This window comes from Enterobacter sp. RHBSTW-00175 (genome assembly GCF_013927005.1).
Lineage (GTDB): Bacteria > Pseudomonadota > Gammaproteobacteria > Enterobacterales > Enterobacteriaceae > Enterobacter.
Genome location: NZ_CP055930.1, coordinates 4,100,412 through 4,125,147 on the forward strand (window position 1 = coordinate 4,100,412; position 24,736 = coordinate 4,125,147).

24 protein-coding genes are annotated in these 24,736 nt (G+C 53.8%); 21 read left to right on the forward strand and 3 right to left on the reverse strand.

Going from position 1 to position 24,736, the window contains the following annotated elements; translation table 11 throughout:
* Positions 1-5 precede the first annotated feature (5 nt).
* From flgG to flgL, 6 genes are all read left to right on the forward strand, one after another.
* On the forward strand, positions 6-788 hold the full coding sequence (gene flgG / locus HV107_RS19585) for a flagellar basal-body rod protein FlgG (RefSeq protein WP_014069773.1): 783 nt from the start codon (positions 6-8) through the stop codon (positions 786-788).
* A gap of 57 nt (positions 789-845) precedes the next feature.
* Positions 846-1,544 carry a flagellar basal body L-ring protein FlgH gene (flgH, locus tag HV107_RS19590; protein WP_182060452.1) on the forward strand — a complete coding sequence of 233 codons (699 nt, stop codon included), beginning with the start codon at positions 846-848 and terminating at the stop codon, positions 1,542-1,544.
* 12 nt (positions 1,545-1,556) lie between these two features.
* Positions 1,557-2,654: a flagellar basal body P-ring protein FlgI gene (locus HV107_RS19595; protein WP_182060453.1), complete on the forward strand. Its 1,098-nt coding sequence runs from the start codon at positions 1,557-1,559 to the stop codon at positions 2,652-2,654.
* Positions 2,654-3,610 (forward strand): flagellar assembly peptidoglycan hydrolase FlgJ, encoded by a 957-nt coding sequence (gene flgJ, locus HV107_RS19600; protein ID WP_182060454.1) that lies wholly within the window; start codon positions 2,654-2,656, stop codon positions 3,608-3,610. The genes HV107_RS19595 and flgJ overlap by 1 nt, the downstream gene beginning before the upstream one ends.
* A 75-nt stretch (positions 3,611-3,685) precedes the next feature.
* Positions 3,686-5,326 (forward strand): flagellar hook-associated protein FlgK, encoded by a 1,641-nt coding sequence (flgK, locus tag HV107_RS19605; protein WP_182060455.1) that lies wholly within the window; start codon positions 3,686-3,688, stop codon positions 5,324-5,326.
* A gap of 15 nt (positions 5,327-5,341) precedes the next feature.
* Positions 5,342-6,295: a flagellar hook-associated protein FlgL gene (flgL, locus tag HV107_RS19610; protein WP_182060456.1), complete on the forward strand. Its 954-nt coding sequence runs from the start codon at positions 5,342-5,344 to the stop codon at positions 6,293-6,295.
* A 78-nt stretch (positions 6,296-6,373) separates the two neighbouring features.
* Here the strand turns inward: flgL and HV107_RS19615 are convergent, their stop codons facing one another.
* The gene (locus tag HV107_RS19615) at positions 6,374-7,588 is read right to left on the reverse strand and encodes an MFS transporter (protein ID WP_182060457.1); all 1,215 of its coding nucleotides are present in this window, start codon (positions 7,586-7,588) and stop codon (positions 6,374-6,376) included.
* 109 nt (positions 7,589-7,697) lie between these two features.
* On the opposite strand from HV107_RS19615, the gene HV107_RS19620 reads away from it, so the two are divergent.
* Positions 7,698-8,630: a LysR family transcriptional regulator gene (locus HV107_RS19620; RefSeq protein ID WP_182060458.1), complete on the forward strand. Its 933-nt coding sequence runs from the start codon at positions 7,698-7,700 to the stop codon at positions 8,628-8,630.
* Positions 8,631-8,678: 48 nt separating this feature from the next.
* Here the strand turns inward: HV107_RS19620 and rne are convergent, their stop codons facing one another.
* Positions 8,679-11,786, reverse strand: coding sequence for a ribonuclease E (gene rne, locus HV107_RS19625; protein WP_182060459.1), 3,108 nt, complete (start codon positions 11,784-11,786; stop codon positions 8,679-8,681).
* Between the two features lie 571 nt (positions 11,787-12,357).
* Here rne and rluC point away from each other — a divergent pair.
* Positions 12,358-13,305 (forward strand): 23S rRNA pseudouridine(955/2504/2580) synthase RluC, encoded by a 948-nt coding sequence (rluC, locus tag HV107_RS19630; RefSeq protein ID WP_182060460.1) that lies wholly within the window; start codon positions 12,358-12,360, stop codon positions 13,303-13,305.
* A gap of 87 nt (positions 13,306-13,392) precedes the next feature.
* Here the strand turns inward: rluC and HV107_RS19635 are convergent, their stop codons facing one another.
* The gene (locus HV107_RS19635; protein WP_182060461.1) at positions 13,393-13,977 is read right to left on the reverse strand and encodes a nucleoside triphosphate pyrophosphatase; all 585 of its coding nucleotides are present in this window, start codon (positions 13,975-13,977) and stop codon (positions 13,393-13,395) included.
* A 140-nt stretch (positions 13,978-14,117) separates the two neighbouring features.
* Between HV107_RS19635 and yceD the strand changes: the two genes are divergently transcribed.
* The 13 genes from yceD (at position 14,118) to HV107_RS19700 (ending at position 24,709) form a co-directional block, all read left to right on the forward strand.
* A complete protein-coding gene (yceD, locus tag HV107_RS19640) occupies positions 14,118-14,639 on the forward strand; it encodes a 23S rRNA accumulation protein YceD (RefSeq protein WP_182060462.1) in 522 nt (173 codons plus the stop codon).
* A gap of 16 nt (positions 14,640-14,655) precedes the next feature.
* Entirely contained in the window at positions 14,656-14,829 is a 174-nt protein-coding gene (gene rpmF / locus HV107_RS19645) for a 50S ribosomal protein L32 (RefSeq protein WP_003857964.1), read from the forward strand.
* A 79-nt stretch (positions 14,830-14,908) separates the two neighbouring features.
* A complete protein-coding gene (plsX, locus tag HV107_RS19650) occupies positions 14,909-15,943 on the forward strand; it encodes a phosphate acyltransferase PlsX (RefSeq protein WP_182060463.1) in 1,035 nt (344 codons plus the stop codon).
* 6 nt (positions 15,944-15,949) lie between these two features.
* Positions 15,950-16,903 carry a beta-ketoacyl-ACP synthase III gene (locus HV107_RS19655; protein WP_182060464.1) on the forward strand — a complete coding sequence of 318 codons (954 nt, stop codon included), beginning with the start codon at positions 15,950-15,952 and terminating at the stop codon, positions 16,901-16,903.
* A 16-nt stretch (positions 16,904-16,919) separates the two neighbouring features.
* On the forward strand, positions 16,920-17,849 hold the full coding sequence (gene fabD, locus HV107_RS19660; RefSeq protein WP_182060465.1) for an ACP S-malonyltransferase: 930 nt from the start codon (positions 16,920-16,922) through the stop codon (positions 17,847-17,849).
* Positions 17,850-17,861: 12 nt separating this feature from the next.
* Positions 17,862-18,596, forward strand: coding sequence for a 3-oxoacyl-ACP reductase FabG (gene fabG, locus HV107_RS19665; RefSeq protein WP_014069787.1), 735 nt, complete (start codon positions 17,862-17,864; stop codon positions 18,594-18,596).
* 154 nt (positions 18,597-18,750) lie between these two features.
* Positions 18,751-18,987 carry an acyl carrier protein gene (gene acpP, locus HV107_RS19670; RefSeq protein WP_003857954.1) on the forward strand — a complete coding sequence of 79 codons (237 nt, stop codon included), beginning with the start codon at positions 18,751-18,753 and terminating at the stop codon, positions 18,985-18,987.
* A gap of 89 nt (positions 18,988-19,076) precedes the next feature.
* Positions 19,077-20,318, forward strand: coding sequence for a beta-ketoacyl-ACP synthase II (gene fabF, locus HV107_RS19675; RefSeq protein ID WP_182060466.1), 1,242 nt, complete (start codon positions 19,077-19,079; stop codon positions 20,316-20,318).
* Positions 20,319-20,437: 119 nt separating this feature from the next.
* A complete protein-coding gene (pabC, locus tag HV107_RS19680) occupies positions 20,438-21,253 on the forward strand; it encodes an aminodeoxychorismate lyase (RefSeq protein ID WP_182060467.1) in 816 nt (271 codons plus the stop codon).
* Positions 21,250-22,272 carry a cell division protein YceG gene (yceG, locus tag HV107_RS19685; protein ID WP_182060468.1) on the forward strand — a complete coding sequence of 341 codons (1,023 nt, stop codon included), beginning with the start codon at positions 21,250-21,252 and terminating at the stop codon, positions 22,270-22,272. Before pabC ends, yceG begins: the two co-directional genes overlap by 4 nt.
* Positions 22,262-22,903: a dTMP kinase gene (tmk, locus tag HV107_RS19690; protein WP_182060469.1), complete on the forward strand. Its 642-nt coding sequence runs from the start codon at positions 22,262-22,264 to the stop codon at positions 22,901-22,903. The genes yceG and tmk overlap by 11 nt, the downstream gene beginning before the upstream one ends.
* Positions 22,900-23,904, forward strand: a complete 1,005-nt coding sequence (holB, locus tag HV107_RS19695) for a DNA polymerase III subunit delta' (RefSeq protein WP_182060470.1) — start codon at positions 22,900-22,902, stop codon at positions 23,902-23,904. Before tmk ends, holB begins: the two co-directional genes overlap by 4 nt.
* A 10-nt stretch (positions 23,905-23,914) precedes the next feature.
* Positions 23,915-24,709 carry a metal-dependent hydrolase gene (locus HV107_RS19700; protein ID WP_182060471.1) on the forward strand — a complete coding sequence of 265 codons (795 nt, stop codon included), beginning with the start codon at positions 23,915-23,917 and terminating at the stop codon, positions 24,707-24,709.
* Positions 24,710-24,736 lie beyond the last annotated feature (27 nt).

Sequence of the window (24,736 nt, forward strand, 5' to 3'; positions counted from 1 at the left end):
TTCTTATGATCAGTTCTTTATGGATCGCGAAAACGGGCCTGGACGCACAACAAACCAATATGGACGTTATTGCCAACAACCTGGCAAACGTCAGTACCAATGGTTTCAAGCGTCAGCGCGCCGTTTTCGAAGATTTGCTTTACCAAACTATTCGTCAGCCAGGTGCTCAGTCTTCTGAACAAACCACGCTGCCGTCCGGTTTGCAGATAGGTACAGGTGTTCGTCCGGTGGCGACCGAGCGTCTGCACAGCCAGGGCAACCTGTCTCAGACCAACAACAGTAAAGACGTGGCAATCAAAGGTCAGGGTTTCTTCCAGGTGCAGCTGCCTGACGGAACCTCTGCCTACACTCGCGATGGCTCTTTCCAGGTTGATCAGAACGGCCAGCTGGTAACAGCGGGTGGTTTCCAGGTTCAGCCTGCGATCACTATCCCGGCGAACGCCCTGAGCATCACCATCGGACGTGATGGTGTGGTCAGCGTAACGCAGCAGGGGCAGACCAACCCGGTGCAGGTAGGGCAGCTCAACCTGACCACCTTCATGAACGATACTGGTCTGGAAAGCATTGGTGAGAACCTCTACACCGAAACGCAATCCTCCGGTACGCCAAATGAAAGCACGCCTGGCCTGAACGGCGCAGGTTTGTTGTATCAGGGTTATGTCGAAACCTCGAACGTTAACGTTGCGGAAGAACTGGTGAATATGATCCAGGTTCAGCGCGCGTATGAAATTAACAGTAAAGCAGTGTCGACGACCGACCAGATGCTGCAAAAACTGACGCAACTCTAAGGTGTAGCCCGGTGTGGTAACTGCCACACCGGCTCCCTGTTTTCGAAGATGAAGGCAATGCAAAAAAACGCGGCGTTTCGTTATCCAATACTGACTGTGCTGGCTGTTACCCTCAGTGGGTGTGCCTGGGTCCCGTCTAAACCACTGGTTGAGGGTGCGACGACCGCCCAACCCGTTCCTGGCCCTTCGCCAGTCGTGAACGGTTCAATTTTCCAGACCGCGCAGCCGATTAACTATGGCTATCAGCCGCTGTTTGAAGACCGTCGCCCACGTAACGTCGGCGATACCCTGACCATTGTGTTGCAGGAAAACGTCAGTGCGAGCAAGAGTTCGTCGGCGAACGCCAGCCGCGATGGCAAAACTAATTTTGGCTTCGACACCGTACCACGCTATCTGCAGGGCCTGTTTGGCAATGCGCGTGCCGATGTTGATGCATCTGGCGGTAACACCTTTAATGGTAAAGGTGGCGCAAATGCCAGCAACACCTTCAGCGGTACGCTGACGGTGACGGTTGACCAGGTTCTGGTTAACGGCAACTTACACGTTGTGGGTGAAAAACAGATTGCCATCAACCAGGGCACTGAGTTCATTCGTTTCTCCGGTGTGGTTAACCCTCGCACCATTAGCGGCACCAATACCGTACCGTCCACCCAGGTGGCGGATGCGCGCATCGAGTACGTCGGCAACGGCTACATCAACGAAGCGCAAAATATGGGCTGGCTGCAGCGCTTCTTCCTTAACTTATCGCCGATGTAAGCGAGGTAACTCATGTTTAAATTCCTCTTCGCAGCGGCGCTGGCGCTGGTGGCTACCTTTGCTCAGGCAGACCGTATTCGTGACCTGACCAGCGTACAGGGCGTACGTGAAAACTCATTGATTGGTTATGGCCTGGTCGTGGGGCTGGACGGTACGGGTGACCAGACCACCCAGACACCGTTCACCACCCAGAGCTTAAACAACATGCTCTCCCAGCTTGGTATTACCGTACCGGCGGGCACGAACATGCAGCTGAAAAACGTGGCCGCGGTGATGGTCACCGCCTCTTTCCCGGCGTTTGCGCGCCAGGGGCAAACCATCGATGTGGTCGTTTCCTCTATGGGTAACGCCAAAAGCCTGCGCGGCGGTACGCTGCTGATGACGCCATTAAAAGGTGTTGATAGCCAGGTGTATGCGCTGGCGCAGGGGAACATCCTGGTCGGTGGGGCGGGTGCATCTGCGGGCGGCAGCAGCGTGCAGGTGAACCAGCTCAACGGCGGACGTATTACCGGCGGGGCGATTATCGAACGTGAACTGCCAACCCAGTTCGGTTCCGGTAACACCATTAACCTGCAACTGAATAATGAAGACTTCACGATGGCGCAGCAAATTGCCGACACCATCAACCGCAGCCGTGGCTATGGCAGCGCAACCGCGCTGGACGCACGTACCGTGCAGATCCGTACCTCTACAGGCAGCAGCAACCAGGTGCGGATGCTGGCGGATATCCAGAATATGGAAGTGAACGTTCCGCTTCAGGATGCCAAAGTCATTATTAACTCGCGTACAGGCTCTGTGGTGATGAACCGTGAAGTGATGCTGGACAGCTGTGCCGTGGCGCAGGGTAACCTCTCGGTGACGGTGAACCGTTCCGCGAACGTCAGCCAGCCGAATACGCCATTTGGTGGCGGCCAGACGGTTGTGACGCCGCAAACGCAGATTGATATGCGCCAGAGCGGCGGTTCGCTGCAAAGCGTGCGCTCCAGTGCCAACCTGAATAGCGTGGTACGTGCGCTGAACGCATTGGGCGCAACGCCGATAGATCTGATGTCCATTCTGCAATCGATGCAAACTGCAGGTTGCCTGCGTGCCAAAGTGGAAATCATCTAATGCTGACCGATAGCAAACTGCTGACCAGTGCCGCCTGGGATGCCCAGTCGCTCAACGAACTGAAAACCAAAGCGGGTAAAGATCCGTCGGCGAATATTCGCCCGGTCGCCCGCCAGGTGGAAGGGATGTTTGTACAGATGATGCTGAAAAGTATGCGTGAAACCCTGCCGAAAGACGGGATTTTCAGCAGCGACTCAACGCGACTCTATACCAGCATGTATGACCAGCAGATTGCGCAGCAGATGACGGCCGGGAAGGACTTAGGTCTGGCTGACATGATTGTGAAACAGACCGAAGCCGCGCAGGGTGTGCAGGCACAGGAAGAGCAGCCGCAGCAGGTGCCGATGAAGTTTGACCTGGAAACGGTGACCAGTTATCAGAACCAGGCGCTGACGCAGATGGTGCGTAAAGCGATGCCGAAGGCGACGGATAACAGTGACGAGCCGCTTTCCGGTGACAGCAAGGACTTCCTGGCTCAGCTTTCCCTGCCCGCGCGGCTTGCCAGTGAGCAGAGCGGCGTACCGCATCACCTGATTCTGGCGCAGGCTGCGCTGGAGTCGGGCTGGGGGCAACGTCAGATCCGTAAAGAAAACGGTGAGCCAAGCTTTAACATCTTTGGCGTTAAGGCCAACGCCAACTGGAAAGGGCCAACCACCGAGATAACCACCACGGAATACGAAAACGGCGCTGCCGTGAAAGTGAAAGCGAAATTCCGTGTGTATAGCTCTTATCTGGAAGCCTTGTCGGATTACGTGAACGTTCTGAGCCGCAACCCGCGCTATACCGCCGTGACCCAGGCGGCAACGCCGGAGCAGGGCGCGCAAGCGTTGCAGAATGCGGGCTACGCCACCGATCCAAACTATGCGCGTAAGCTCACCAGTATGATCCAGCAGCTGAAATCAATGGGCGAGAAAGTCAGCAAAGCCTATAGCACAGATCTCGAAAATCTGTTCTGAAAGTTCTCAAGTCCCGGTGGAGGCTGCCGATAACCTTCATCAGGACTCGTGTCTGAAAGTATAAAAGGAACCCCCATGTCCAGTTTGATTAACAGCGCCATGAGTGGCCTCAGTGCTGCACAGGCGGCACTCAATACCGTCAGTAATAATATTTCAAGCTACAACGTGGCCGGTTACACTCGCCAGAACACCATTCTGGGAGCCTCTAACAGCACGCTGACAGGCGGTGGCTGGGTTGGCAACGGGGTTTATGTCTCCGGCGTTCAGCGTGAGTATGATGCATTCATCACTAACCAGCTGCGTGCGGCAGATACCCAGAACAGCGGGCTGACAACGCGTTATCAGCAGATGTCGAAAATTGACGACGTGCTCTCTGATACCACAAACTCGCTGTCCACGACGTTGCAGGACTTCTTTACCAGCCTGCAAACGCTGGTCAGTAACGCAGAAGACCCGGCTGCGCGTCAGACGGTACTCGGCAAAGCCGATGGCCTGGTTAACCAGTTCAAAGTTAACGATCAGTATCTGCGCGATCAGGATAAGCAGGTTAATACCTCCATCACCAGCAGCGTCGACCAGATCAACGCCTACGCGAAGCAAATCGCGAACCTCAACGATCAGATTTCACGTCTGACAGGTGTGGGTGCTGGTTCATCCCCGAACGAACTGCTCGATCAGCGTGACCAGCTGGTCAATAACCTGAACCAGATTGTGGGTGTTGAAGTGGCCGTGCAGGACAGCGGTACTTACAACATCTCCTTCGCGAACGGTTATACCCTGGTTCAGGGAAGCACCGCGAATCAGCTGGCGGCAGTTCAGTCCAGCGCTGATCCTTCGCGTATCACTGTTGCGTATGTAGATGCGGCTTCTGGCAACGTTGAGATCCCGGAAAAACAGATAACCTCCGGTTCTCTGGGCGGGTTGTTAACCTTCCGTTCTCAGGATCTGGATAAAGCACGTAACTCCCTGAACCAGATGGCGCTGGCGTTTGCCGATGCCATGAATACCCAGCATGAAGCCGGGTTTGATGCGAATGGCGATGCGGGCGGCAAACTGTTTGATTATGGATCTCCGTCAGTACTGAGCAACAGCAGAAATACCGGCAGTGCAGCTGTGACGGCGAGCGTAACCGACAGCTCTGCGGTGCAGGCGACTAACTACAAAGTCGAATACAACGGCACGAACTGGACGGTAACGCGTCTGGCGGATAAAACCAGCTTTACCGCAACGGCTGATGCCAGCGGCAACCTGTCGTTTGACGGCCTGAACGTCAACATCAGCGGTTCTGCTAACACCAAAGACAGTTTCGTGGTGAAGCCGGTGAACGACGTCATCATCAATATGGATCTGGCGATTAGCGACGAATCCAAACTGGCAATGGCATCTGCCAGCGGCAGTGGCGATAGCGATAACACCAACGGTCAAAAACTGCTGGATCTGCAAAGCGCCAAAGTGGTTGGTGGCAATAAGACCTTCAACGATGCCTACGCTGCACTGGTCAGTACGGTGGGTAGCACCACCGCATCGCTGAAAACCAGTAGCGAAACGCAGACTAACGTCGTGACGCAGCTGACCAAGCAGCAGCAGTCTATCTCCGGGGTTAACCTGGACGAAGAATACGGCAACCTGCAACGCTATCAGCAGTATTACCTGGCGAATGCGCAGGTACTTCAGACTGCCAGCACGCTCTTTGATGCGTTAATCAATATTCGCTAAGGACCGGAGTGAAAAATGCGTATTAGCACTCAAATGATGTATGAGCAGAGTATGCGTGGGGTGACAAACTCCCAGAGTCTCTGGCTCGGTTATGGCGAACAGATGTCTACCGGTAAGCGTGTAAACCGCCCATCCGATGACCCGATTGCCGCGTCTCAGGCTGTTGTCCTGTCTCAGGCGCAAACCCAGAACAGTCAGTATGCACTGGCGCGTACCTTCGCAACGACCAAAGTCTCTCTGGAAGAGAACGTGTTGACGCAGGTGACATCGGCTATCCAGAGCGCGCAGGAAAAGATCGTGTATGCGGGTGACGGCACGCTGAGTGATACCGACCGCGCTTCGCTTGCGACTGACCTTCAGGGTATCCGCGATCAGCTGATGAACCTGGCGAACAGCACCGACGGTAATGGCCGCTATATCTTTGCCGGTTACAAAACCGAAGCGGCAGCCTTTGATTCAACGACCGGTAATTACGCTGGCGGCACGACGCCAATCAGTCAGCAGGTTGATTCAGCACGTTCAATGCAAATCAGCCATACCGGCTCTGAAGTTTTCGATAAGTTCACCAGCAGCGCGAAACCAGAGCCAGATGGCAGTGCCCCGGAAACGAATCTGTTCAAGATCCTGGACACAGCGATTGCCGCACTGAATACCCCTATTGCCGACGACCAGACCGCCGCTGACGCTCTGACCGCTGCAGTTGATAAAACCAACCGTGGCCTGAGCAACTCCCTGGATAACGTCCTGACGGTGCGCGCTGATTTGGGTACGAAGCTGAATGAGCTGGATAAACTGGATGCGCTGGGTGATGACCGTGCGTTGGGGCAAACTCAGCAGATGAGCAACCTGGTTGACGTTGACTGGAACTCGGTGATTTCGTCTTACACCATGCAGCAGGCGGCATTGCAGGCGTCTTATAAAGCCTTCAGCGATATGCAGGGCATGTCTCTGTTCCAGATGAACAAGTAACATCTTGACCTCTTAGAACATGTCTCGAAACTGGACATGTTTTGACTGCCCAATCCGTATCTGGATTGGGCATTTTTTTTATAACGCTTCAGCCTGAGCAGACATCACACGGGCGCTTTCAATCAAGCGGATCACCAGTGCAATGGCACCACACAGGGTTGCCAGCGCTACCACGCCAGACCAGCCTGCCAGAGAATAGATGTTCGTGCCCGCTACTGAACCCAGCGCCATCCCGATAAAGACCACCGTAAACAGCAGGGCGTTAAGACGACCGCGTGCCTGAGGCTCCAGGCTGTAAACCAGGTTCTGGTGTGCCACCAGGCTCGATTGCAGACCCAGGTCGAAACCGACGGCGGACAGTGCAATCAGGAACAATTGCCCGTGTGTGCCAAGAGCAGGCATCAGGAACATCAGGGCAAAAGAGACGGTCACCAGTACCGCACCAAGCTGGGTGACTTTACCCGCGCCCAGTTTGTCCGCCAGCCCTCCCGCCAGCGGTGCGGCCAGTGCACCCGCCGCACCGGCAATACCAAATCCACCAGCAACGGCGCTGCCCAGGTGATAGCGCTCAAACAGCATTACGGCAAGCGTTGACCAGAACGCACTGAACGCCACGGAAAGGAAACCCTGAGCCAGAGCCGCACGGCGCAGGGCCGGATAACGACGCCACAGGTGCTCCATGGAGCGCATCAGTGCCGGATAGCTGAGTGTTGAGTGGGTCGCAAAACGCGGCAGTACCGCCCACATCACCGCGCCGATAATGGCAATACTGACGGCGGCCAGCTGATACATGACGCGCCAGCCAAAGGCTTCACCCACCACGCCGCTGACGGTACGCGACAGCAAAATACCCAGTAACAAACCGGTCATGACCGTACCCACGGTTTTCCCTTGTTTACCTTCCGGCGCGAGAATGGCTGCCGCAGGGACGATATCCTGTGCCATGGTTGCGGCCATCCCGATTAACAGGCTTGCCAGCAGCAGGGAATGCAATTGCCCGGTCAGGCTACAGCCCAGTAAGAAGAGGGCCAGTGCGGCACTCTTTATCAGGATTAGCGTTCTGCGGTCATGACGATCGCCAAGCGGCAGCAGGAAAAGAATACCAAGCGCATAGCCTGCCTGGGTCAGCGTGGGTACCAGACCCATGCCTTCGATGCTTAAATGCAGGTCTGAACCCATCAGGGGCAGAAGAGGCTGGGCATAGTAAATCGATGCCACGCTGAATCCGGCACCCATCGCCAGCATAAAAATAACCCAGCGGCTTACGGCATGGGTGGCAGTTGTTGTGTTCATAAGACGTTCCTCAGTCATAGTGTGAGGACATTTTTTCGCAGTCAGCCTTGTGGTGGTAGACGGCCTGGTGGTAAAACGCTTATACGTTAAACGTATTACCAGTAAAATAATGAAACGAACTGAACGTATAGACAGGGTTGAGTTGATGCGGACGTTTGTTCGCATCGTGGAGTCGGGCTCGTTGTCTGCGGCAGCAAGGCAGCTTGGCACAACGCAGGCGACAGTTAGCCGACGTCTGCAATCGCTGGAAACCGTGCTGGGTGTCCGGTTGTTGCTCCGTACCACCCATGCAACTAAATTAACGGATGATGGCGAGCGCTGTTATCAACATGCCCGGCGGGTGATTGATAGCTGGCTGGCGCTGGAAGATGAAGTCGGGCAGACCGAAGATGAACCGGTTGGCGTACTGCGGGTACGTGCACCCCATGCTTTCGGGCAGGATCAGCTTCTGAAACCGCTCACGCAATTTTTGCAGCGCTACCCGCAATTGTCCGTTGAGTGGATGCTGAATGATAAGTCGGTCGACTTCCTGAGCGACAACCTCGATTGTGCCATACGCGTGGGGGCAGAAATCGATCCAGCGACCGTTTCTGTGCTGCTGGCAGAGGTCCCGCGCTGTGTGGTGGCATCGCCGGAGCTGTTGGCTCAGTTTGCGCCAGTGAAAACCCCGGAAGATCTCTCTGTGCTGCCGTGGATTGCGATCAACACCTTCTATCAGCGCCATGTCGAGTTATTCGATGGCGTTTCTGAGTTGCCCGCGCGTGTTGCCATCACCCCAAGACTGAGTACCGATAGCCTGCATGTGGCACGCAATACCGTGCTGAGCGGGCTGGGCGTGGCGGTTGTTTCAAGCTGGACGGTCAAAGAGGATATTCAGGAAGGGCGGCTAGTGCATTTACTTTCCGACTGGCAACCTGCGGCGTTGCCTGTGCATCTGGTTTATCCGTGGTCACGCTATTACCCGGCGCGCCTGCGGCGTTTTCTGGAGATGATGCGCCAGGTGATGCCGGACATTGCCGGCATGAGAAAACCCGGGCAGTAGCAATAAAAAAGCCGACCCGAAGGTCGGCTTTTCTTATTTTACGCAGGCTTACTCAACAGACTGTGGGCGGGTAGCCGGTGCAGTCGCCTGTTGCGTTGCACTGTGACCACCGGCAGAGCCTTTGCCGTCGAAGTTAAAGCTCGGACGAACCCAGTCGCTCTGACGAGGTGCTTCCGGAACGTACTCTGGCGCTGGCGCACGCGTCATTGGCGCAGTGGCAACGTGAGCATGAGCAGCCACTTCGACAACCGGTTCAGGCTTCACTTCTGTAACAATGGCTTCGGTAACGACAGGTGCAGGTTCAGCTTTAACTTCAACTGCAACTGGTGCTTCGGCGACCACGTTTTCAGTGACAGCTTCAACGATCTCTTCAACCGGTGCGGCAGGTTCAACTTCTTCAGCCACCTGCTCAGCAACCACAGTGTCTTCTTCCGCGATGATGTGTACAGCGTCATCAACCGGCGCAGCAATTACTTCCGGATGGGTCGTTTCAACGACAACCGCATGAGGAGCACTCTCAACAGCCTGAGGCTCAACAACGGTTGCTGCTTCTGTTACCACTTCCTGCACAGCTTCAACTGGAGCGACGAACTCTTCAGCCACAACCGCTTCTTCAACCACCTGCTCTGGGCGTGCAACCGGATAGCGGATCCAGACTTTACCCGAGGCCATTTCCGGGGAAGCACAGGCTACGGCTAACGGCATTGGCGACTGAGCTGGATAACGCTCGTCACGGTAACGACGACGACGCTGACCGCTTACGCGCAGGTGACGAGGAGAACGACGGGAGCGACGTGGCATCCCGGTGTTATCTCGGCCTTCAGCGTTTTCATCCTGCTCTGCGCTGTTGTCGACCACGGCTGGCAAGTCTACTTTAGCCAGCTGGGTGTTCGGCGCGATTTCAGCGACGGTTTCAGCAGTGACGATTGCTGTCTCTTCCGTTTGCTCTGACGCAAAACGAACTTTCTGGGACAGCTGACGCGGTTTACGGCGCGGCATAACCTGAGTACGTTCTTCCTGCTCAGTTTCCGGCTGTTCAACAGGCGCTTCGAGGTTCAGGTTTTTAACTTCCTGCTGAGCCTGACGCTTATCGTCGTTACGGCGACGATTACGCTCACGGCGAGGCTGCTGCTCGTCGCGCTGTTTGCTCTTCTCAGACTCATCGCCCGCCTGCTGGCGAATTTCGCGATCTTCAACGTTTGGCTGTTGTTTCTCACGACGGTTGCGACGGTTGTCTTCGCGTTGCTCACGGCCTTCGTTGTTATCGGAACGGTTATCACGGCGCTCGTTACGATCGTTACGGTCATTGCGATCGCGACGGTTGTTCTGACGTTTACGACGATCCTGCTGACGCTCTGGTTTCGCCTCTTTCGGCGTTTCCTGCACTTGTTCCGGCTGTGTTTCTTCGCCTGCGAACATCTTTTTCAGTGCGCCGAAGAAACGACCCAGAAGACCAGGCTGAGCAGGCTGTGCTTTAACTGCTTCTGGAGCAGGTTTTTGTGCAGCAGGTTTCTCAGTTGGTTTTTCCAGTGCGGTTTCTGGTGGTGCTTCCGGCATGATGAAGGTCGCTAATGCAGGCTGCTCAGGCAGTTTGCGTTCGGCAGGCTCTTCATCAGCAGGCAACGCCATCTCTTCTTCGTGCAGCTTAGGCAGAAGGTAGCTCAGCGTAGAGGTTTCTTCGCCTTTACGGACGCGCAGCACATGGTAGTGCGGGGTCTGCATCTGGTCGTTTGGCACGATGATGCAGCGCACGCCGCCCTGACGCGCTTCGATTGCACTGACTGCCGCGCGTTTTTCGTTCAGCAGGTAAGAGGCAATCGGTACCGGAACAATGGCGTGGACTTCTTTGGTGTTCTCTTTCAGCGCTTCTTCTTCGATCAGACGCAGAATAGACAGGGACAGTGATTCGTTGTCACGAACGGTACCTGTACCAGAACAGCGTGGGCAGACGTGATGGCTGGACTCACCCAGTGATGGGCTAAGACGCTGACGGGACATCTCCAGCAGGCCAAAACGAGAGATATGGCTAATCTGGATACGCGCACGATCCTGACGTACCGCTTCACGCAGACGGTTTTCAACCGCACGCTGGTGGCGTACAGGGGTCATGTCGATGAAGTCGATAACAATCAGGCCACCCAGGTCGCGCAGGCGCAACTGGCGGGCGATTTCATCGGCTGCTTCAAGGTTGGTGTTGAAGGCTGTTTCTTCAATATCGCCGCCGCGTGTTGCGCGTGCGGAGTTGATGTCGATTGCGGTCAGCGCTTCAGTGGTATCGATAACGATAGAACCACCGGATGGCAGGCGCACTTCACGCTGGAAGGCGGACTCAATCTGGGATTCAATCTGATAATGGCTGAACAGCGGGATTTCACCGGTGTACAGTTTGATTTTGCTGGTGAAATCCGGGCGACCCAGTGCCGCGATGTGCTGGCGAGCCAGCTCAAGCACTTTCGGGTTATCAATCAGAATTTCGCCGATGTCCTGACGCAGATAGTCACGGAAAGCACGCACGATGACGTTACTTTCCTGGTGGATCAGGAATGGAGCTGGGCGGCTTTCAGCTGCTTTCTGGATAGCTTCCCAGTGCTTCAGGCGGAAGCTTAAGTCCCACTGCAAGGCTTCGGCAGATTTGCCCACGCCTGCGGTACGAACAATAAGCCCCATGCCATCCGGCAGCTCAAGGCTTGCCAGCGCTTCTTTCAGCTCGGTACGGTCGTCGCCTTCGATACGGCGAGAGATACCACCCGCACGCGGGTTGTTTGGCATCAGTACCAGATAGCTGCCTGCCAGGCTGATAAAGGTGGTCAGCGCAGCGCCTTTATTGCCACGTTCTTCTTTATCAATCTGAACAATAACTTCCTGACCTTCGCGCAGAACATCTTTGATGTTCGGGCGACCGTGGGAGTTATAGTTGGCAGGGAAGTATTCGCGAGCAATTTCTTTAAGAGGAAGGAAACCGTGACGCTCAGCGCCGTAATCGACGAATGCAGCTTCAAGGCTTGGTTCAATGCGGGTGATTTTGCCTTTGTAAATGTTCGCTTTTTTCTGTTCGTGTCCAGGACTTTCGATATCCAGATCGTACAGGCGCTGCCCATCCACAAGGGCGACACGCAACTCTTCTTGCTGAGTTGCGTTGATTAACATTCTTTTCATCGTAACTTACTCATTATTCTTACATTGACGACAAAGCTGCGGGCAAGGTGACGCTTTCCGGGGTATGAACCGATGGCCTCGTGTCTATTCACGTCGCCAACCTCACGGTTGTCGCTCGCTTAAGAGGCGCAGAGTGTCGGTTGCCTGTGATTCATACGGAAACACAGCGCAATTATCAGGGGAATTGCCTGGGTAAAACTCTCCAGAGAACAATCCTTATACCGGGAAGTACTGCAACCCGCAGCCCGCTAACTGCCTGAAAGATCAATACGTCTTACGCCATTGCTGCGTGGATGATCGGTCAGACAAAATTGGTCATTCCGTCAGTATCCTTACTTAACCAGGATTTAACACGGAAAACGGCCTCATTATTCCACTGCTCGCCGGGTTATAGCAAGATGACTTTTACCAATTATCACCCGGTTACTCACAGTTTCTCCACTTCAGCGAAGCGATTGGTCTAATATCCACCAAATCGATTGCGCACGAAGAAAGCGTGCCGGATAAAAGTAAATATAAGCATAGAAAAATGAGTGGCGCTAATGCGTGACGATATTTAGAATCGCCAACCATGAAAACAGAGACTCCAGCCGTAAAAATGGTTGCCATCACCGATGATGAAGCGGGGCAACGTATCGATAACTTTTTGCGTACCCAACTGAAAGGCGTACCAAAGAGTATGATTTATCGCATCTTGCGTAAGGGCGAGGTGCGGGTGAACAAAAAACGCGTGAAACCTGAATATAAACTCGAAGCGGGCGATGAAGTCCGTATTCCGCCAGTACGTGTTGCTGAGCGTGAAGAAGAGGCGGTTTCACCAAAATTGCAGAAAGTCGCGGCCCTTAGCGATGTGATTTTATATGAAGACGATCACATTCTGGTGCTGAACAAGCCATCTGGCACGGCGGTACACGGCGGTAGTGGTCTGAGTTTTGGCGTGATTGAAGGTCTGCGCGCCTTGCGACCGGAAGCACGTTTCCTTGAGCTGGTGCATCGCCTCGACCGCGACACCTCTGGCGTGTTACTGGTAGCGAAAAAGCGCTCCGCGTTGCGTTCCCTGCACGAGCAGTTGCGTGATAAAGGAATGCAGAAGGATTACCTGGCGCTGGTGCGTGGTCAGTGGCAATCCCATGTGAAAGTGGTTCAGGCACCATTGTTGAAAAATATCCTGCAAAGCGGTGAGCGCATTGTTCGCGTTAACCAGGAAGGCAAGCCGTCTGAGACGCGTTTTAAAGTCGAAGAGCGTTTTGAGTTTGCCACCCTGGTGCGCTGTAGCCCGGTGACGGGCCGTACGCACCAGATCCGCGTGCATACGCAATATGCCGGGCATCCTATCGCATTTGACGACCGTTACGGTGACAGGGAGTTCGACAAACAGCTGGCTGGCACCGGGTTAACGCGCCTGTTTCTTCATGCCGCCGCGCTGAAGTTCACCCATCCGGGGACGGGTGAGGTGATGCGTGTTGAAGCGCCGCTGGACGACCAGCTGAAACGCTGCCTCAAAGTTCTGCGCGGCTAAGGTAAAAGTAAAACGGCAACGAAGTTGTCGTTTTTAATGTTTGCACCCTCTTCCTGTGGGAGAGGGCATCAGGCCGCAACGGTTAAATCACGCACTGAGCGGATTTAACGCCTCACGCCTTAACATCTGGCACAGCGCAATCAGCGGTAAACCGACCAGCGCGTTAGGGTCGCGGCCTTCCAGTCTTTCGAACAACGCAATCCCCAATCCTTCACTTTTAAAACTGCCTGCGCAGTTCAGCGGACGCTCTTTACGAACGTAATCCACAATCTCTTGCTCGCTGAGATGGCGGAAGTGCACATCGAAAGGCTCGCATTCGGTTTGCAGATGGCCAGTGGCCGAGTTATACAGCGCCAGACCAGTATAAAAGGTAACGATATTGCCGCGTGCGCTCATCAGTTGCTGGATGGCATTCTCTTCGGTGTGAGGTTTTCCGGTGATAACGCCATCGAGCACGCAAACCTGATCGGAGCCTATAATCAAATGGGCAGGGTAACGTGCAGCCAGAGACTGAGCTTTTTCCTGCGCCAGACGGGTAACCAGATGCCGTGGCGACTCACCGGATTGTGGTGTTTCGTTAACGGCCGGTGCGGCACATTCAAACGGGATACCGAGTTTTTCCAGCAACATTCGACGGTAGGGTGAAGTGGAGGCGAGAACGAGATTTGGCATATTTTTATCACCAGATATAGCGTATCGATGCCAGCCATTTTAAACTACAGGCCGCAATGTGTGCGAATAATTGGCAAAAGGCAGCCCTGGTTGCCTTTTTCTTTGACTATATGACGTTACAAAGTTAATATGCGCGCCCTATGCAAAAGGTAAAATTACCCCTGACTCTTGATCCGGTTCGTACGGCTCAGAAACGCCTCGATTACGAAGGAATCTATTCTTCCGATCAGGCAGAGCGTATCGCCGAATCCGTAGTCAGTGTGGACAGTGATGTAGAATGCTCCATGTCGTTCGCTATCGATAACCAGCGCCTTGCCGTTTTAACCGGTGATGCAAAGGTTACGGTAACGCTCGCTTGTCAGCGTTGCGGGAAACCGTTTGTACAGCATGTTCACACAACGTATTGTTTTAGTCCGGTTCGTTCTGACGAACAGGCTGAAGCACTCCCGGAAGCGTATGAGCCGATTGAGGTTAACGAATTCGGTGAAATCGATCTTCTGGCTCTGGTTGAAGATGAAGTCATCCTCTCCTTGCCAGTCGTTCCGGTGCATGATTCTGAACACTGTGAAGTGTCCGAGGCGGACATGGTCTTTGGGGAATTGCCTGATGAAGCGCAAAAACCAAACCCATTTGCCGTATTAGCCAGCTTAAAGCGTAAGTAATTGAGGAGTAAGGTCCATGGCCGTACAACAGAATAAACCAACCCGTTCCAAACGTGGCATGCGTCGTTCCCATGACGCGCTGACCGCAGTTACCAGCCTGTCTGTAGACAAGACTTCTGGTGAGAAACACCTGCGTCACCACATCACTGCTGACGGTTTCTACCGTGGCCGCAAGGTAATCACTAAGTAATTACGCGCAAGCGTGATGAAGCTTAGTGAGGATTTCCCCAGGCAACTGGGGAAACACCAAACCAGGCAGTGACGACACCTTGACACGTCTAACCCTGGCGTTAGATGTCATGGGGGGCGATTTTGGCCCTTCTGTGACAGTGCCTGCAGCATTGCAGGCACTGAATTCTAATTCGCAACTCACACTTCTTTTAGTCGGTAATCCCGACACAATCACGCCATTACTTGCAAAAGCTGACTTCGAACAACGTTCGCGTCTGCAGATTATTCCTGCGCAGTCAGTTATTGCCAGTGATGCCCGGCCATCGCAGGCTATTCGCAATAGCCGTGGCAGCTCTATGCGAATAGCGCTGGAGCTGGTGAAAGAAGGGCGAGCACAGGCTTGCGTCAGTGCCGGGAATACCGGTGCGCTGATGGGGCTGTCGAAATTATTGCTCAAGCCGATAGAGGGCATTGAGCGTCCGGCGCTGGTGACGGTGTTACCGCATCAGCAAAAGGGCAAAACGGTAGTGCTGGATCTGGGCGCTAACGTTGATTGTGATAGTACAATGCTGGCTCAGTTTGCCGTCATGGGATCGGTGCTGGCAGAAGAGGTTGTCGGGATCAACAATCCCCGTGTTGCGTTACTGAATATTGGTGAAGAAGAGACAAAAGGTCTGGATAACATTCGCGAAGCAGCTGAATTGTTAAAACAGGTACCTTCTATCAACTATATTGGTTATCTCGAAGCCAATGAGTTGCTCACCGGCAAAACTGATGTGCTGGTGTGCGACGGGTTCACCGGTAACGTAACGTTAAAAACCATGGAAGGGGTTGTTCGAATGTTCCTTTCGCTGCTCAAATCACAGGGCGAAGGGAAAAAAAGGTCCTGGTGGCTGATTTTATTAAAGCGTTGGTTACAAAAAAGCCTGACGCGGCGATTCAGTCACCTCAACCCCGACCAGTATAATGGCGCCTGTCTGTTAGGATTGCGCGGTATCGTGATTAAGAGTCACGGTGCGGCCAATCAGCGAGCTTTTTCCGTCGCGATTGAACAGGCAGTGCAGGCGGTGCAGCGACAAGTCCCACAGCGGATTGCCGCTCGCCTGGAATCTGTATTAGCTAAAAGTGACTGAGCGTACATGTATACGAAGATTATAGGTACCGGCAGCTACCTGCCAAAACAAGTGCGAACCAACGCCGATCTGGAAAAAATGGTAGATACGTCTGACGAGTGGATTGTCACGCGCACAGGTATCCGTGAACGTCGTATTGCCGCGCCAGACGAAACCGTTGCCACTATGGGCTATGAAGCTGCACAACGTGCGCTTGAAATGGCTGGTATTGATAAAGAACAGATTGGTTTGATCGTGGTCGCAACAACGTCCGCGACGCACGCCTTCCCAAGTGCCGCATGTCAGATTCAAAACATGCTGGGCATTAAAGGTTGCCCGGCATTTGATGTCGCCGCAGCCTGTGCAGGTTTCACCTATGCACTGAGCGTTGCCGATCAATATGTTAAATCCGGTGCAGTGAAGCACGCGCTGGTTATCGGCGCTGACGTGCTGGCACGCACCTGCAACCCGGAAGATCGCGGGACCATTATCATTTTCGGCGATGGCGCGGGTGCGGTACTGCTTGGGCAGTCCGAAGAGCCGGGTATCATCTCCACGCATTTACATGCTGACGGTAGCTACGGCGAGCTGTTAACTCTGCCTAACGCGGATCGCGTTAATCCTGACAACTCCATCTACCTGACCATGGCGGGTAATGAAGTGTTCAAAGTGGCAGTGACCGAACTGGCTCACATTGTCGATGAAACGCTGGAAGCGAACAATCTTGAACGCTCCGCGCTCGACTGGCTGGTTCCGCATCAGGCGAACCTGCGCATTATCAGCGCAACAGCGAAAAAGTTGGGCATGTCGATGGATAACGTTGTGGTGACCCTGGATCGTCACGGCAACACCTCTGCGGCGTCGGTACCCTGCGCATTTGATGAAGCGGTACGCGATGGACGAATCAAACGGGGCCAGTTGGTCTTGCTTGAAGCCTTTGGTGGCGGGTTCACCTGGGGTTCCGCGCTGGTTCGTTTCTAGTATAAGGATTAAAAAGATGACGCAATTTGCTTTTGTGTTCCCGGGACAGGGTTCTCAAACCGTTGGGATGTTGTCTGAAATGGCAGCAAACTATCCGATAATCGAAGAGACTTTCCGTGAAGCTTCTGATGCACTGGGTTATGATCTGTGGGCATTGACTCAGCAGGGTCCTGCTGAAGAGCTGAACAAAACCTGGCAGACGCAGCCAGCACTGCTGAGCGCATCCGTTGCGCTGTGGCGTGTATGGCAGCAGCAGGGCGGTAAAGCGCCAGCGCTGCTCGCGGGTCATAGCCTTGGCGAATACTCTGCACTGGTCTGTGCAGGTGTGATTGCATTTTCCGATGCAGTACGTCTGGTTGAACTGCGTGGTAAGTTCATGCAGGAAGCGGTACCAGAAGGCACGGGTGGCATGTCTGCGATTATCGGTCTTGATGATGCGTCTATCGCCAAAGCATGTGAAGAATCAGCAGAAGGTCAGGTTGTTTCTCCGGTCAACTTCAACTCGCCAGGCCAGGTGGTTATCGCCGGTCATAAAGAAGCGGTTGAACGTGCGGGTGCTGCCTGTAAAGCTGCGGGCGCGAAGCGTGCTCTGCCACTGCCAGTCAGCGTGCCGTCACACTGTGCGCTGATGAAGCCAGCTGCCGACAAACTGGCGGTTGAGCTGGAAAAAATCACCTTTAACGCACCGACGATTTCCGTTGTGAACAACGTCGATGTGAAATGCGAAACTACGCCGGAAGCTATCCGTAATGCGCTGGTTCGTCAGCTTTATAGCCCGGTACAGTGGACCAAAACCGTTGAGTTTATGGCCTCGCAGGGCGTTGAGCATCTGTATGAAGTCGGTCCTGGTAAGGTCCTCACCGGTCTGACAAAACGTATTGTTGACACCCTGACTGCCTCGGCGATTAACGAGCCGGAAGCGATGTCAGCGGCACTCTCGCAATAAAAGAGGAATACCATGAGTTTTGAAGGAAAAATCGCACTGGTCACCGGCGCAAGCCGCGGTATCGGGCGCGCAATTGCTGAAACACTGGTTGCGCGTGGCGCGAAAGTGATTGGTACAGCAACCAGCGAGAATGGCGCTAAAGCCATCAGCGAATATCTGGGTGAAAACGGTAAAGGTCTGGTACTGAATGTGACCGAACCGGCATCTATCGAATCTGTTCTGGAAAATATTCGCGCAGAGTTTGGCGAAGTGGATATTCTGGTAAATAATGCCGGGATCACTCGCGACAACCTGCTGATGCGAATGAAAGATGATGAGTGGAACGATATTATCGAAACCAACCTGTCATCTGTATTCCGTCTGTCAAAAGCGGTAATGCGCGCTATGATGAAAAAGCGTCATGGTCGTATTATCACTGTTGGTTCTGTGGTTGGTACCATGGGAAATGCTGGTCAGGCTAACTACGCTGCGGCGAAAGCAGGCCTGATCGGTTTCAGTAAGTCGTTGGCACGTGAAGTTGCGTCCCGCGGTATTACTGTAAACGTTGTTGCTCCGGGTTTTATTGAAACGGACATGACGCGTGCGCTGACAGATGATCAGCGTGCGGGTACACTGGCAGCAGTTCCTGCGGGCCGTCTTGGCGACCCTAAAGAAATTGCCAGTGCGGTTGCATTTTTAGCCTCTGACGAAGCGGGTTACATCACTGGTGAGACCCTCCACGTCAACGGCGGGATGTATATGGTTTAATCACGATCGAAAATATTTGCGTTATTAGGGCGAATGGCCTCAAAATAACGTAAAATCGTGGTAAGACCTGCCGGGATTTAGTTGCAAATTTTTCAACATTTTATACACTACGAAAACCATCGCGAAAGCGAGTTTTGATAGGAAATTTAAGAGTATGAGCACTATCGAAGAACGCGTTAAGAAAATTATCGGCGAACAGCTGGGCGTTAAGCAGGAAGAAGTTGTGAACTCCGCTTCCTTCGTTGAAGACCTGGGCGCAGATTCTCTTGACACCGTTGAGCTGGTAATGGCTCTGGAAGAAGAGTTTGATACTGAGATTCCGGACGAAGAAGCTGAGAAAATCACCACCGTTCAGGCTGCCATTGATTACATCAACGGTCACCAGGCGTAAGTGAACATCTCCAGGCGGTCATTCGACCGCCTGAGTTTTATCTTTTTTAGTCCCACGAATCCCTTTTTATCCCTCCCTGGAGGACAAACGTGTCTAAGCGTCGTGTAGTTGTGACCGGACTTGGCATGTTGTCTCCTGTCGGCAATACCGTAGAGTCCACCTGGAAAGCTCTCCTTGCCGGTCAGAGCGGCATCAGCCTAATCGACCATTTCGATACTAGCGCCTATGCAACGAAATTTGCTGGCTTAGTAAAGGATTTTAACTGTGAAGAGATCATCTCGCGCAAAGAACAGCGCAAGATGGATGCCTTCATTCAATATGGAATTGTCGCTGGCGTTCAGGCCATGCAGGATTCTGGCCTTGTCATTACGGAAGAGAACGCAACCCGCATTGGTGCCGCTATTGGCTCCGGGATTGGCGGTCTTGGCCTAATCGAGGAAAACCACACATCTCTGATGAACGGTGGCCCGCGTAAGATTAGCCCATTCTTCGTTCCGTCAACGATTGTTAACATGGTGGCAGGTCACCTGACCATTATGTTCGGGCTGCGTGGCCCAAGCATTTCCATTGCTACTGCCTGTACGTCTGGTGTGCATAACATCGGTCAGGCTGCGCGCATTATCGCTTATGGCGATGCTGATGCGATGGTAGCGGGCGGTGCTGAAAAAGCCAGTACCCCACTGGGTGTTGGTGGTTTTGGTGCAGCGCGTGCGCTGTCTACCCGTAACGAAAATCCTCAGGCGGCAAGCCGTCCGTGGGATAAAGACCGTGATGGTTTCGTGCTGGGTGACGGTGCCGGTATGATCGTACTGGAAGAGTACGAACACGCGAAAAAACGTGGCGCTAAAATCTATGCTGAAGTCGTTGGCTTTGGTATGAGTAGCGATGCTTATCACATGACTTCACCTCCAGAGAACGGTGCAGGTGCTGCGCTGGCGATGGAAAATGCGATTCGTGATGCAGGTATCACTCCTGCACAGATTGGCTACGTCAATGCGCACGGTACGTCCACTCCGGCAGGCGATAAAGCAGAAACTCAGGCTGTTAAGTCTATCTTCGGTGAATCTGCCAGCCGCGTAATGGTGAGCTCGACGAAATCCATGACCGGTCACCTGTTAGGTGCGGCGGGTGCAGTAGAGTCTATCTACTCTATCCTTGCGCTGCGCGATCAGGCTGTTCCGCCAACCATCAACCTGGATAACCCGGATGAAGGTTGCGATCTGGACTTCGTTCCGCACGAAGCGCGCCAGGTTAGCGGCATGGAGTACACCCTGTGTAACTCCTTCGGCTTTGGTGGTACTAACGGTTCCCTGATCTTTAAAAAGGTCTGAGCCTGACTGCCTGATGGCGATAAAAAGGTCCGCTTGTCGGACCTTTTTTATTCGGTTTTATCCCCTTGTCCTATTTTATTCACCTTGCCAGACTGAACGACCACGCATAAGGAGCCAGCATGTTTCTAATTAATGGCCTTGAGCAGGACACGCTTCCTGCAAGCGACAGGGCGACTCAGTTTGGTGATGGTTGCTTCACCACGGCGCGTATTATTCAGGGCGAGGTCTGTTTTCTTGCAGAGCATATCCGTCGGTTACAGGGTGCCTGTGAAAAACTGCTGATCCCGTTTACCGCATGGGACACTCTGGCTGATGAGATGGTTCAGTTGGCGGCAGGACACGCCAGTGGCGTACTGAAAGTGATCATCAGCCGTGGCAGCGGTGGCAGGGGCTACAGCGGCGCGAACTGCCAGCATCCGACACGGATCCTCAGCGTTTCTGCTTATCCTGCACATTATGCGCGCTGGCGTCAGGATGGCATCACACTTGAATTAAGCCCTATACGTCTTGGGCGAAACCCTGCGCTTGCCGGAATAAAACACCTGAATCGTCTTGAACAGGTCTTGATCCGTGCTCATCTTGAGCAGTCAGAAGCCGATGAGGCGCTGGTCCTTGACAGCGAAGGGCTCATTACTGAATGCTGTGCGGCTAATTTATTCTGGCGGCGGGGCAGTGATGTCTTCACGCCGAAGCTTGATCAGGCTGGCGTAAATGGCATCATGCGCCAGTTTTGTATGCAGCAGCTGGCACACTCTGGTTTTCGCGTTGTCGAAGTTAACGCAACTGAGGATGCGCTGTTAGCGGCAGATGAAGTCGTTGTCTGTAACGCACTGATGCCAGTTGTACCTGTTCGCGCCTGCGGCCAGCAACGCTGGTCATCGCGCGAGCTGTATCATTATTTAGCCCCGTTATGTGAGCAAACCAGAACGTCATGAAGAAAATGTTGCGCTTTATCCTGCTCCTGGTTGTTGTGCTGGCTGTTGCTGGCGGAGCCGGAGTGTGGAAGGTTCGTCAACTGGCGGACAGTAAAATCCTGATTAAAGAAGAGACAATATTTACCCTTAAAGCAGGAACCGGACGTCTGGCGCTCGGCGAACAGCTTTACGGCGATAAAGTGATTAACCGCCCTCGGGTGTTCCAGTGGCTGCTGCGCGTTGAGCCTGACCTGTCGCATTTTAAAGCAGGCACGTATCGCCTGACGCCAGGCATGACGGTAAGAGAAATGCTGCAATTACTCGAAAGCGGCAAAGAGGCACAATTCCCGCTGCGCTTTGTCGAGGGGATGCGTCTGAGCGACTATCTCAAACAGCTGCGTGATGCACCTTACATCAAACATACCCTGAAAGATGATAACTACCAGACGGTTGCTGAGGTGCTGAAACTCGAACACCCTGAATGGGTTGAAGGCTGGTTTTGGCCGGATACCTGGATGTATACCGCCGGGACTACCGATGTTTCCATCCTGAAGCGTGCGCACAAAAAAATGGTTACCGCCGTTGATGCTGCCTGGGAAGGGCGCGTAGATGGGCTGCCGTATAAAGATCAGAACCAGTTCGTGACCATGGCCTCTATCATCGAAAAAGAGACGGCGGTTGCTGCAGAGCGTGACCAGGTGGCATCGGTGTTTATCAACCGACTGCGCATCGGGATGCGGCTGCAAACCGATCCTACGGTGATTTACGGCATGGGTGAGAATTACACCGGTAAGATATCGAGAAAAGACCTGGAAACGCCGACCGCGTATAATACCTACGTGATTAGCGGATTACCGCCAGGCCCAATTGCCACGCCGAGCGAAGCCTCGCTTAACGCGGCGGCTCATCCGGCAAAAACACCCTATCTCTATTTTGTGGCTGATGGAAAAGGCGGGCATACTTTTAATACCAACCTTGCCAGCCACAATCGCTCTGTTCAGGACTATCTGAAGGCACTTAAGGAAAAAAATGCGCAGTAAATACATTGTTATTGAGGGGCTGGAAGGCGCAGGTAAAACGACCGCGCGTAATCTGGTGGTGGATACACTCAAAACGCTGGGTATCGGGGATATGGTGTTCACCCGCGAGCCGGGCGGCACGCAGCTGGCGGAAAAACTGCGAAGCCTGGTGCTGGATATCAAATCAGTGGGTGACGAAATCATCACAGATAAAGCCGAAGTTCTGATGTTTTATGCCGCGCGCGTTCAGTTGGTTGAAACCGTTATCAAACCTGCACTGGCTGAAGGCAAATGGGTGATTGGCGATCGTCACGATCTGTCGACCCAGGCTTATCAGGGCGGTGGTCGGGGTATCGACCAGACGATGTTAGCCACGCTGCGCGATGCGGTGCTGGGTAACTTCCGCCCGGACCTGACGCTCTATCTGGATGTTACCCCCGAAGTGGGCCTGAAACGCGCCCGTGCGCGTGGCGAGCTGGACCGCATTGAACAGGAGTCGCTGGATTTCTTCAACCGTACTCGCGCGCGCTATCTTGAGCTTGCCGGGCAGGACAGTTCCATCCGCACAATTGATGCTACCCAGTCACTCGATGATGTGGCGCGCTCTATTCGTGAAACGGTGACCCAGTGGGTACAGGAGCAGCAGGCATGAAATGGTATCCATGGTTGCGCCCACACTTTGAGCAGCTGATTAACAGCTATCAGGCCGGTCGGGGGCATCATGCGTTACTGATTCAGGCGTTGCCAGGCATGGGGGATGATGAGCTGATTTACGCGATCACCCGTTTTTTGATGTGCCAGCAGCCAGAAGGGCACAAAAGCTGCGGTAAATGCCGGGGCTGCCAGCTGATGCAGGCGGGTACCCATCCTGATTACTACACCCTGGAGCCAGAAAAAGGCAAAACGACCCTCGGTATTGATGCCGTGCGTGAGGTCAGTGAAAAACTGTACGAACATGCGCGACTGGGCGGGGCAAAAGTAGTCTGGCTGAAAGATGCGGCGTTACTCACCGAGGCAGCGGCAAACGCACTGCTGAAAACGCTTGAAGAACCCCCGGAGAAGACCTGGTTCTTTATGTCATGCCGTGAACCGGGGCGATTGCTGGCAACATTGCGTAGCCGCTGTCGTCTTCATCATCTCTCTGTACCGCAAGAATCCTGGGCGTTAAGCTGGCTTGAACGTGAAGTGACAACGTCACAAGAAGCAGCCCTCACTGCATTGCGCTTATGCAGTGGTGCGCCGGCGGCAGCACTGGCACTGCTGCAACCTGATAGCTGGTCACAGCGTGAGGCGCTCTGCCGTGCCGTGGCGTCAGCGCTGGATAGTCGTGACTGGCTGAGTTTACTGGCTGTTCTGAACCATGACCAGGCGGCTGAGCGGTTGCACTGGCTGGCGTCAATGCTGCTGGATGCGCTGAAATGTCAGCAGGGCGCAACATTGCTGTCCAACGTGGATGCCTGGGGGGTTATCAATACTCTGGCCAACCGTCTTTCTGGCAATATGCTGCGTGCGATCCTTCATGATGTCTGCCAGAGCCGTGAACAACTCTTAACGGTAACCGGTCTTAATCGCGAGCTTTTACTAACGGACCAGTTACTGCGTATCGAACATTACCTGCAACCAGGCACACCGCTGCCTGTTTCCCATCTCTGAGAGAGACATTATGTTTTTAGTCGACTCACACTGCCATCTTGATGGCCTGGATTACCAATCCCTGCATAAAAACGTGGACGATGTGCTGGCGAAAGCCGCCGCCCGCGATGTGAAATTCTGCCTGGCGGTGGCAACCACGTTGCCGGGCTATCGCACCATGCGCGAGCTGGTGGGTGTCCGCGATAACGTAGTATTTTCCTGCGGCGTGCACCCGCTGAATCAGGATGAAGAATACGACGTTGAGGACTTACGTCGTCTTGCGGCGGAAGAGGGTGTTGTCGCGATGGGCGAGACGGGGCTGGACTATTTCTACACACCTGAAACTAAACCTCGTCAGCAGGCGTCTTTCCGTAACCACATCCGTATTGGCCGCGAGCTGAACAAGCCGGTTATCGTGCATACGCGTGATGCACGAGCCGATACGCTGGCGATCCTCCAGGAAGAAAACGTGACGGATTGTGGTGGCGTACTACACTGTTTCACAGAAGACAGAGAAACGGCGGGTAAGCTGCTTGATTTAGGTTTTTATATCTCGTTTTCTGGGATCGTGACGTTTCGTAACGCAGAGCAGCTTCGTGATGCTGCGCGCTATGTCCCTCTCGATCGCATTCTGGTGGAAACAGACTCTCCTTATCTGGCACCGGTGCCGCATCGCGGCAAAGAGAATCAACCTGCCATGACAAGAGATGTGGCTGAGTATATGGCCGTTCTGAAGGGTGTCAGCATCGATGAGCTGGCTCGCGTCACGACGGAAAACTTCGCAAATCTGTTCCACATCGACCCCGCCCGCCTGCAATCTGTTTGATACACATGTTTTTTTTAGGCTCGTAAT

Excerpts from the sequence above, each read along its gene's own strand:
- HV107_RS19620 (WP_182060458.1), top strand. The coding sequence starts at position 7,698 with ATGAAACGAACTGAACGTATAGACAGGGTTGAGTTGATGCGGACGTTT.
- tmk (WP_182060469.1), top strand. The coding sequence starts at position 22,262 with ATGCGCAGTAAATACATTGTTATTGAGGGGCTGGAAGGCGCAGGTAAA.
- fabD (WP_182060465.1), top strand. The coding sequence starts at position 16,920 with ATGACGCAATTTGCTTTTGTGTTCCCGGGACAGGGTTCTCAAACCGTT.
- yceG (WP_182060468.1), top strand. The coding sequence starts at position 21,250 with ATGAAGAAAATGTTGCGCTTTATCCTGCTCCTGGTTGTTGTGCTGGCT.
- HV107_RS19635 (WP_182060461.1), bottom strand. The coding sequence starts at position 13,977 with ATGCCAAATCTCGTTCTCGCCTCCACTTCACCCTACCGTCGAATGTTG.
- acpP (WP_003857954.1), top strand. The coding sequence starts at position 18,751 with ATGAGCACTATCGAAGAACGCGTTAAGAAAATTATCGGCGAACAGCTG.
- HV107_RS19595 (WP_182060453.1), top strand. The coding sequence starts at position 1,557 with ATGTTTAAATTCCTCTTCGCAGCGGCGCTGGCGCTGGTGGCTACCTTT.
- flgK (WP_182060455.1), top strand. The coding sequence starts at position 3,686 with ATGTCCAGTTTGATTAACAGCGCCATGAGTGGCCTCAGTGCTGCACAG.
- rne (WP_182060459.1), bottom strand. The coding sequence starts at position 11,786 with ATGAAAAGAATGTTAATCAACGCAACTCAGCAAGAAGAGTTGCGTGTC.
- flgG (WP_014069773.1), top strand. The coding sequence starts at position 6 with ATGATCAGTTCTTTATGGATCGCGAAAACGGGCCTGGACGCACAACAA.
- HV107_RS19615 (WP_182060457.1), bottom strand. The coding sequence starts at position 7,588 with ATGAACACAACAACTGCCACCCATGCCGTAAGCCGCTGGGTTATTTTT.
- pabC (WP_182060467.1), top strand. The coding sequence starts at position 20,438 with ATGTTTCTAATTAATGGCCTTGAGCAGGACACGCTTCCTGCAAGCGAC.
- holB (WP_182060470.1), top strand. The coding sequence starts at position 22,900 with ATGAAATGGTATCCATGGTTGCGCCCACACTTTGAGCAGCTGATTAAC.
- rluC (WP_182060460.1), top strand. The coding sequence starts at position 12,358 with ATGAAAACAGAGACTCCAGCCGTAAAAATGGTTGCCATCACCGATGAT.
- yceD (WP_182060462.1), top strand. The coding sequence starts at position 14,118 with ATGCAAAAGGTAAAATTACCCCTGACTCTTGATCCGGTTCGTACGGCT.
- flgL (WP_182060456.1), top strand. The coding sequence starts at position 5,342 with ATGCGTATTAGCACTCAAATGATGTATGAGCAGAGTATGCGTGGGGTG.
- HV107_RS19655 (WP_182060464.1), top strand. The coding sequence starts at position 15,950 with ATGTATACGAAGATTATAGGTACCGGCAGCTACCTGCCAAAACAAGTG.
- rpmF (WP_003857964.1), top strand. The coding sequence starts at position 14,656 with ATGGCCGTACAACAGAATAAACCAACCCGTTCCAAACGTGGCATGCGT.
- fabG (WP_014069787.1), top strand. The coding sequence starts at position 17,862 with ATGAGTTTTGAAGGAAAAATCGCACTGGTCACCGGCGCAAGCCGCGGT.
- flgJ (WP_182060454.1), top strand. The coding sequence starts at position 2,654 with ATGCTGACCGATAGCAAACTGCTGACCAGTGCCGCCTGGGATGCCCAG.
- HV107_RS19700 (WP_182060471.1), top strand. The coding sequence starts at position 23,915 with ATGTTTTTAGTCGACTCACACTGCCATCTTGATGGCCTGGATTACCAA.
- flgH (WP_182060452.1), top strand. The coding sequence starts at position 846 with ATGCAAAAAAACGCGGCGTTTCGTTATCCAATACTGACTGTGCTGGCT.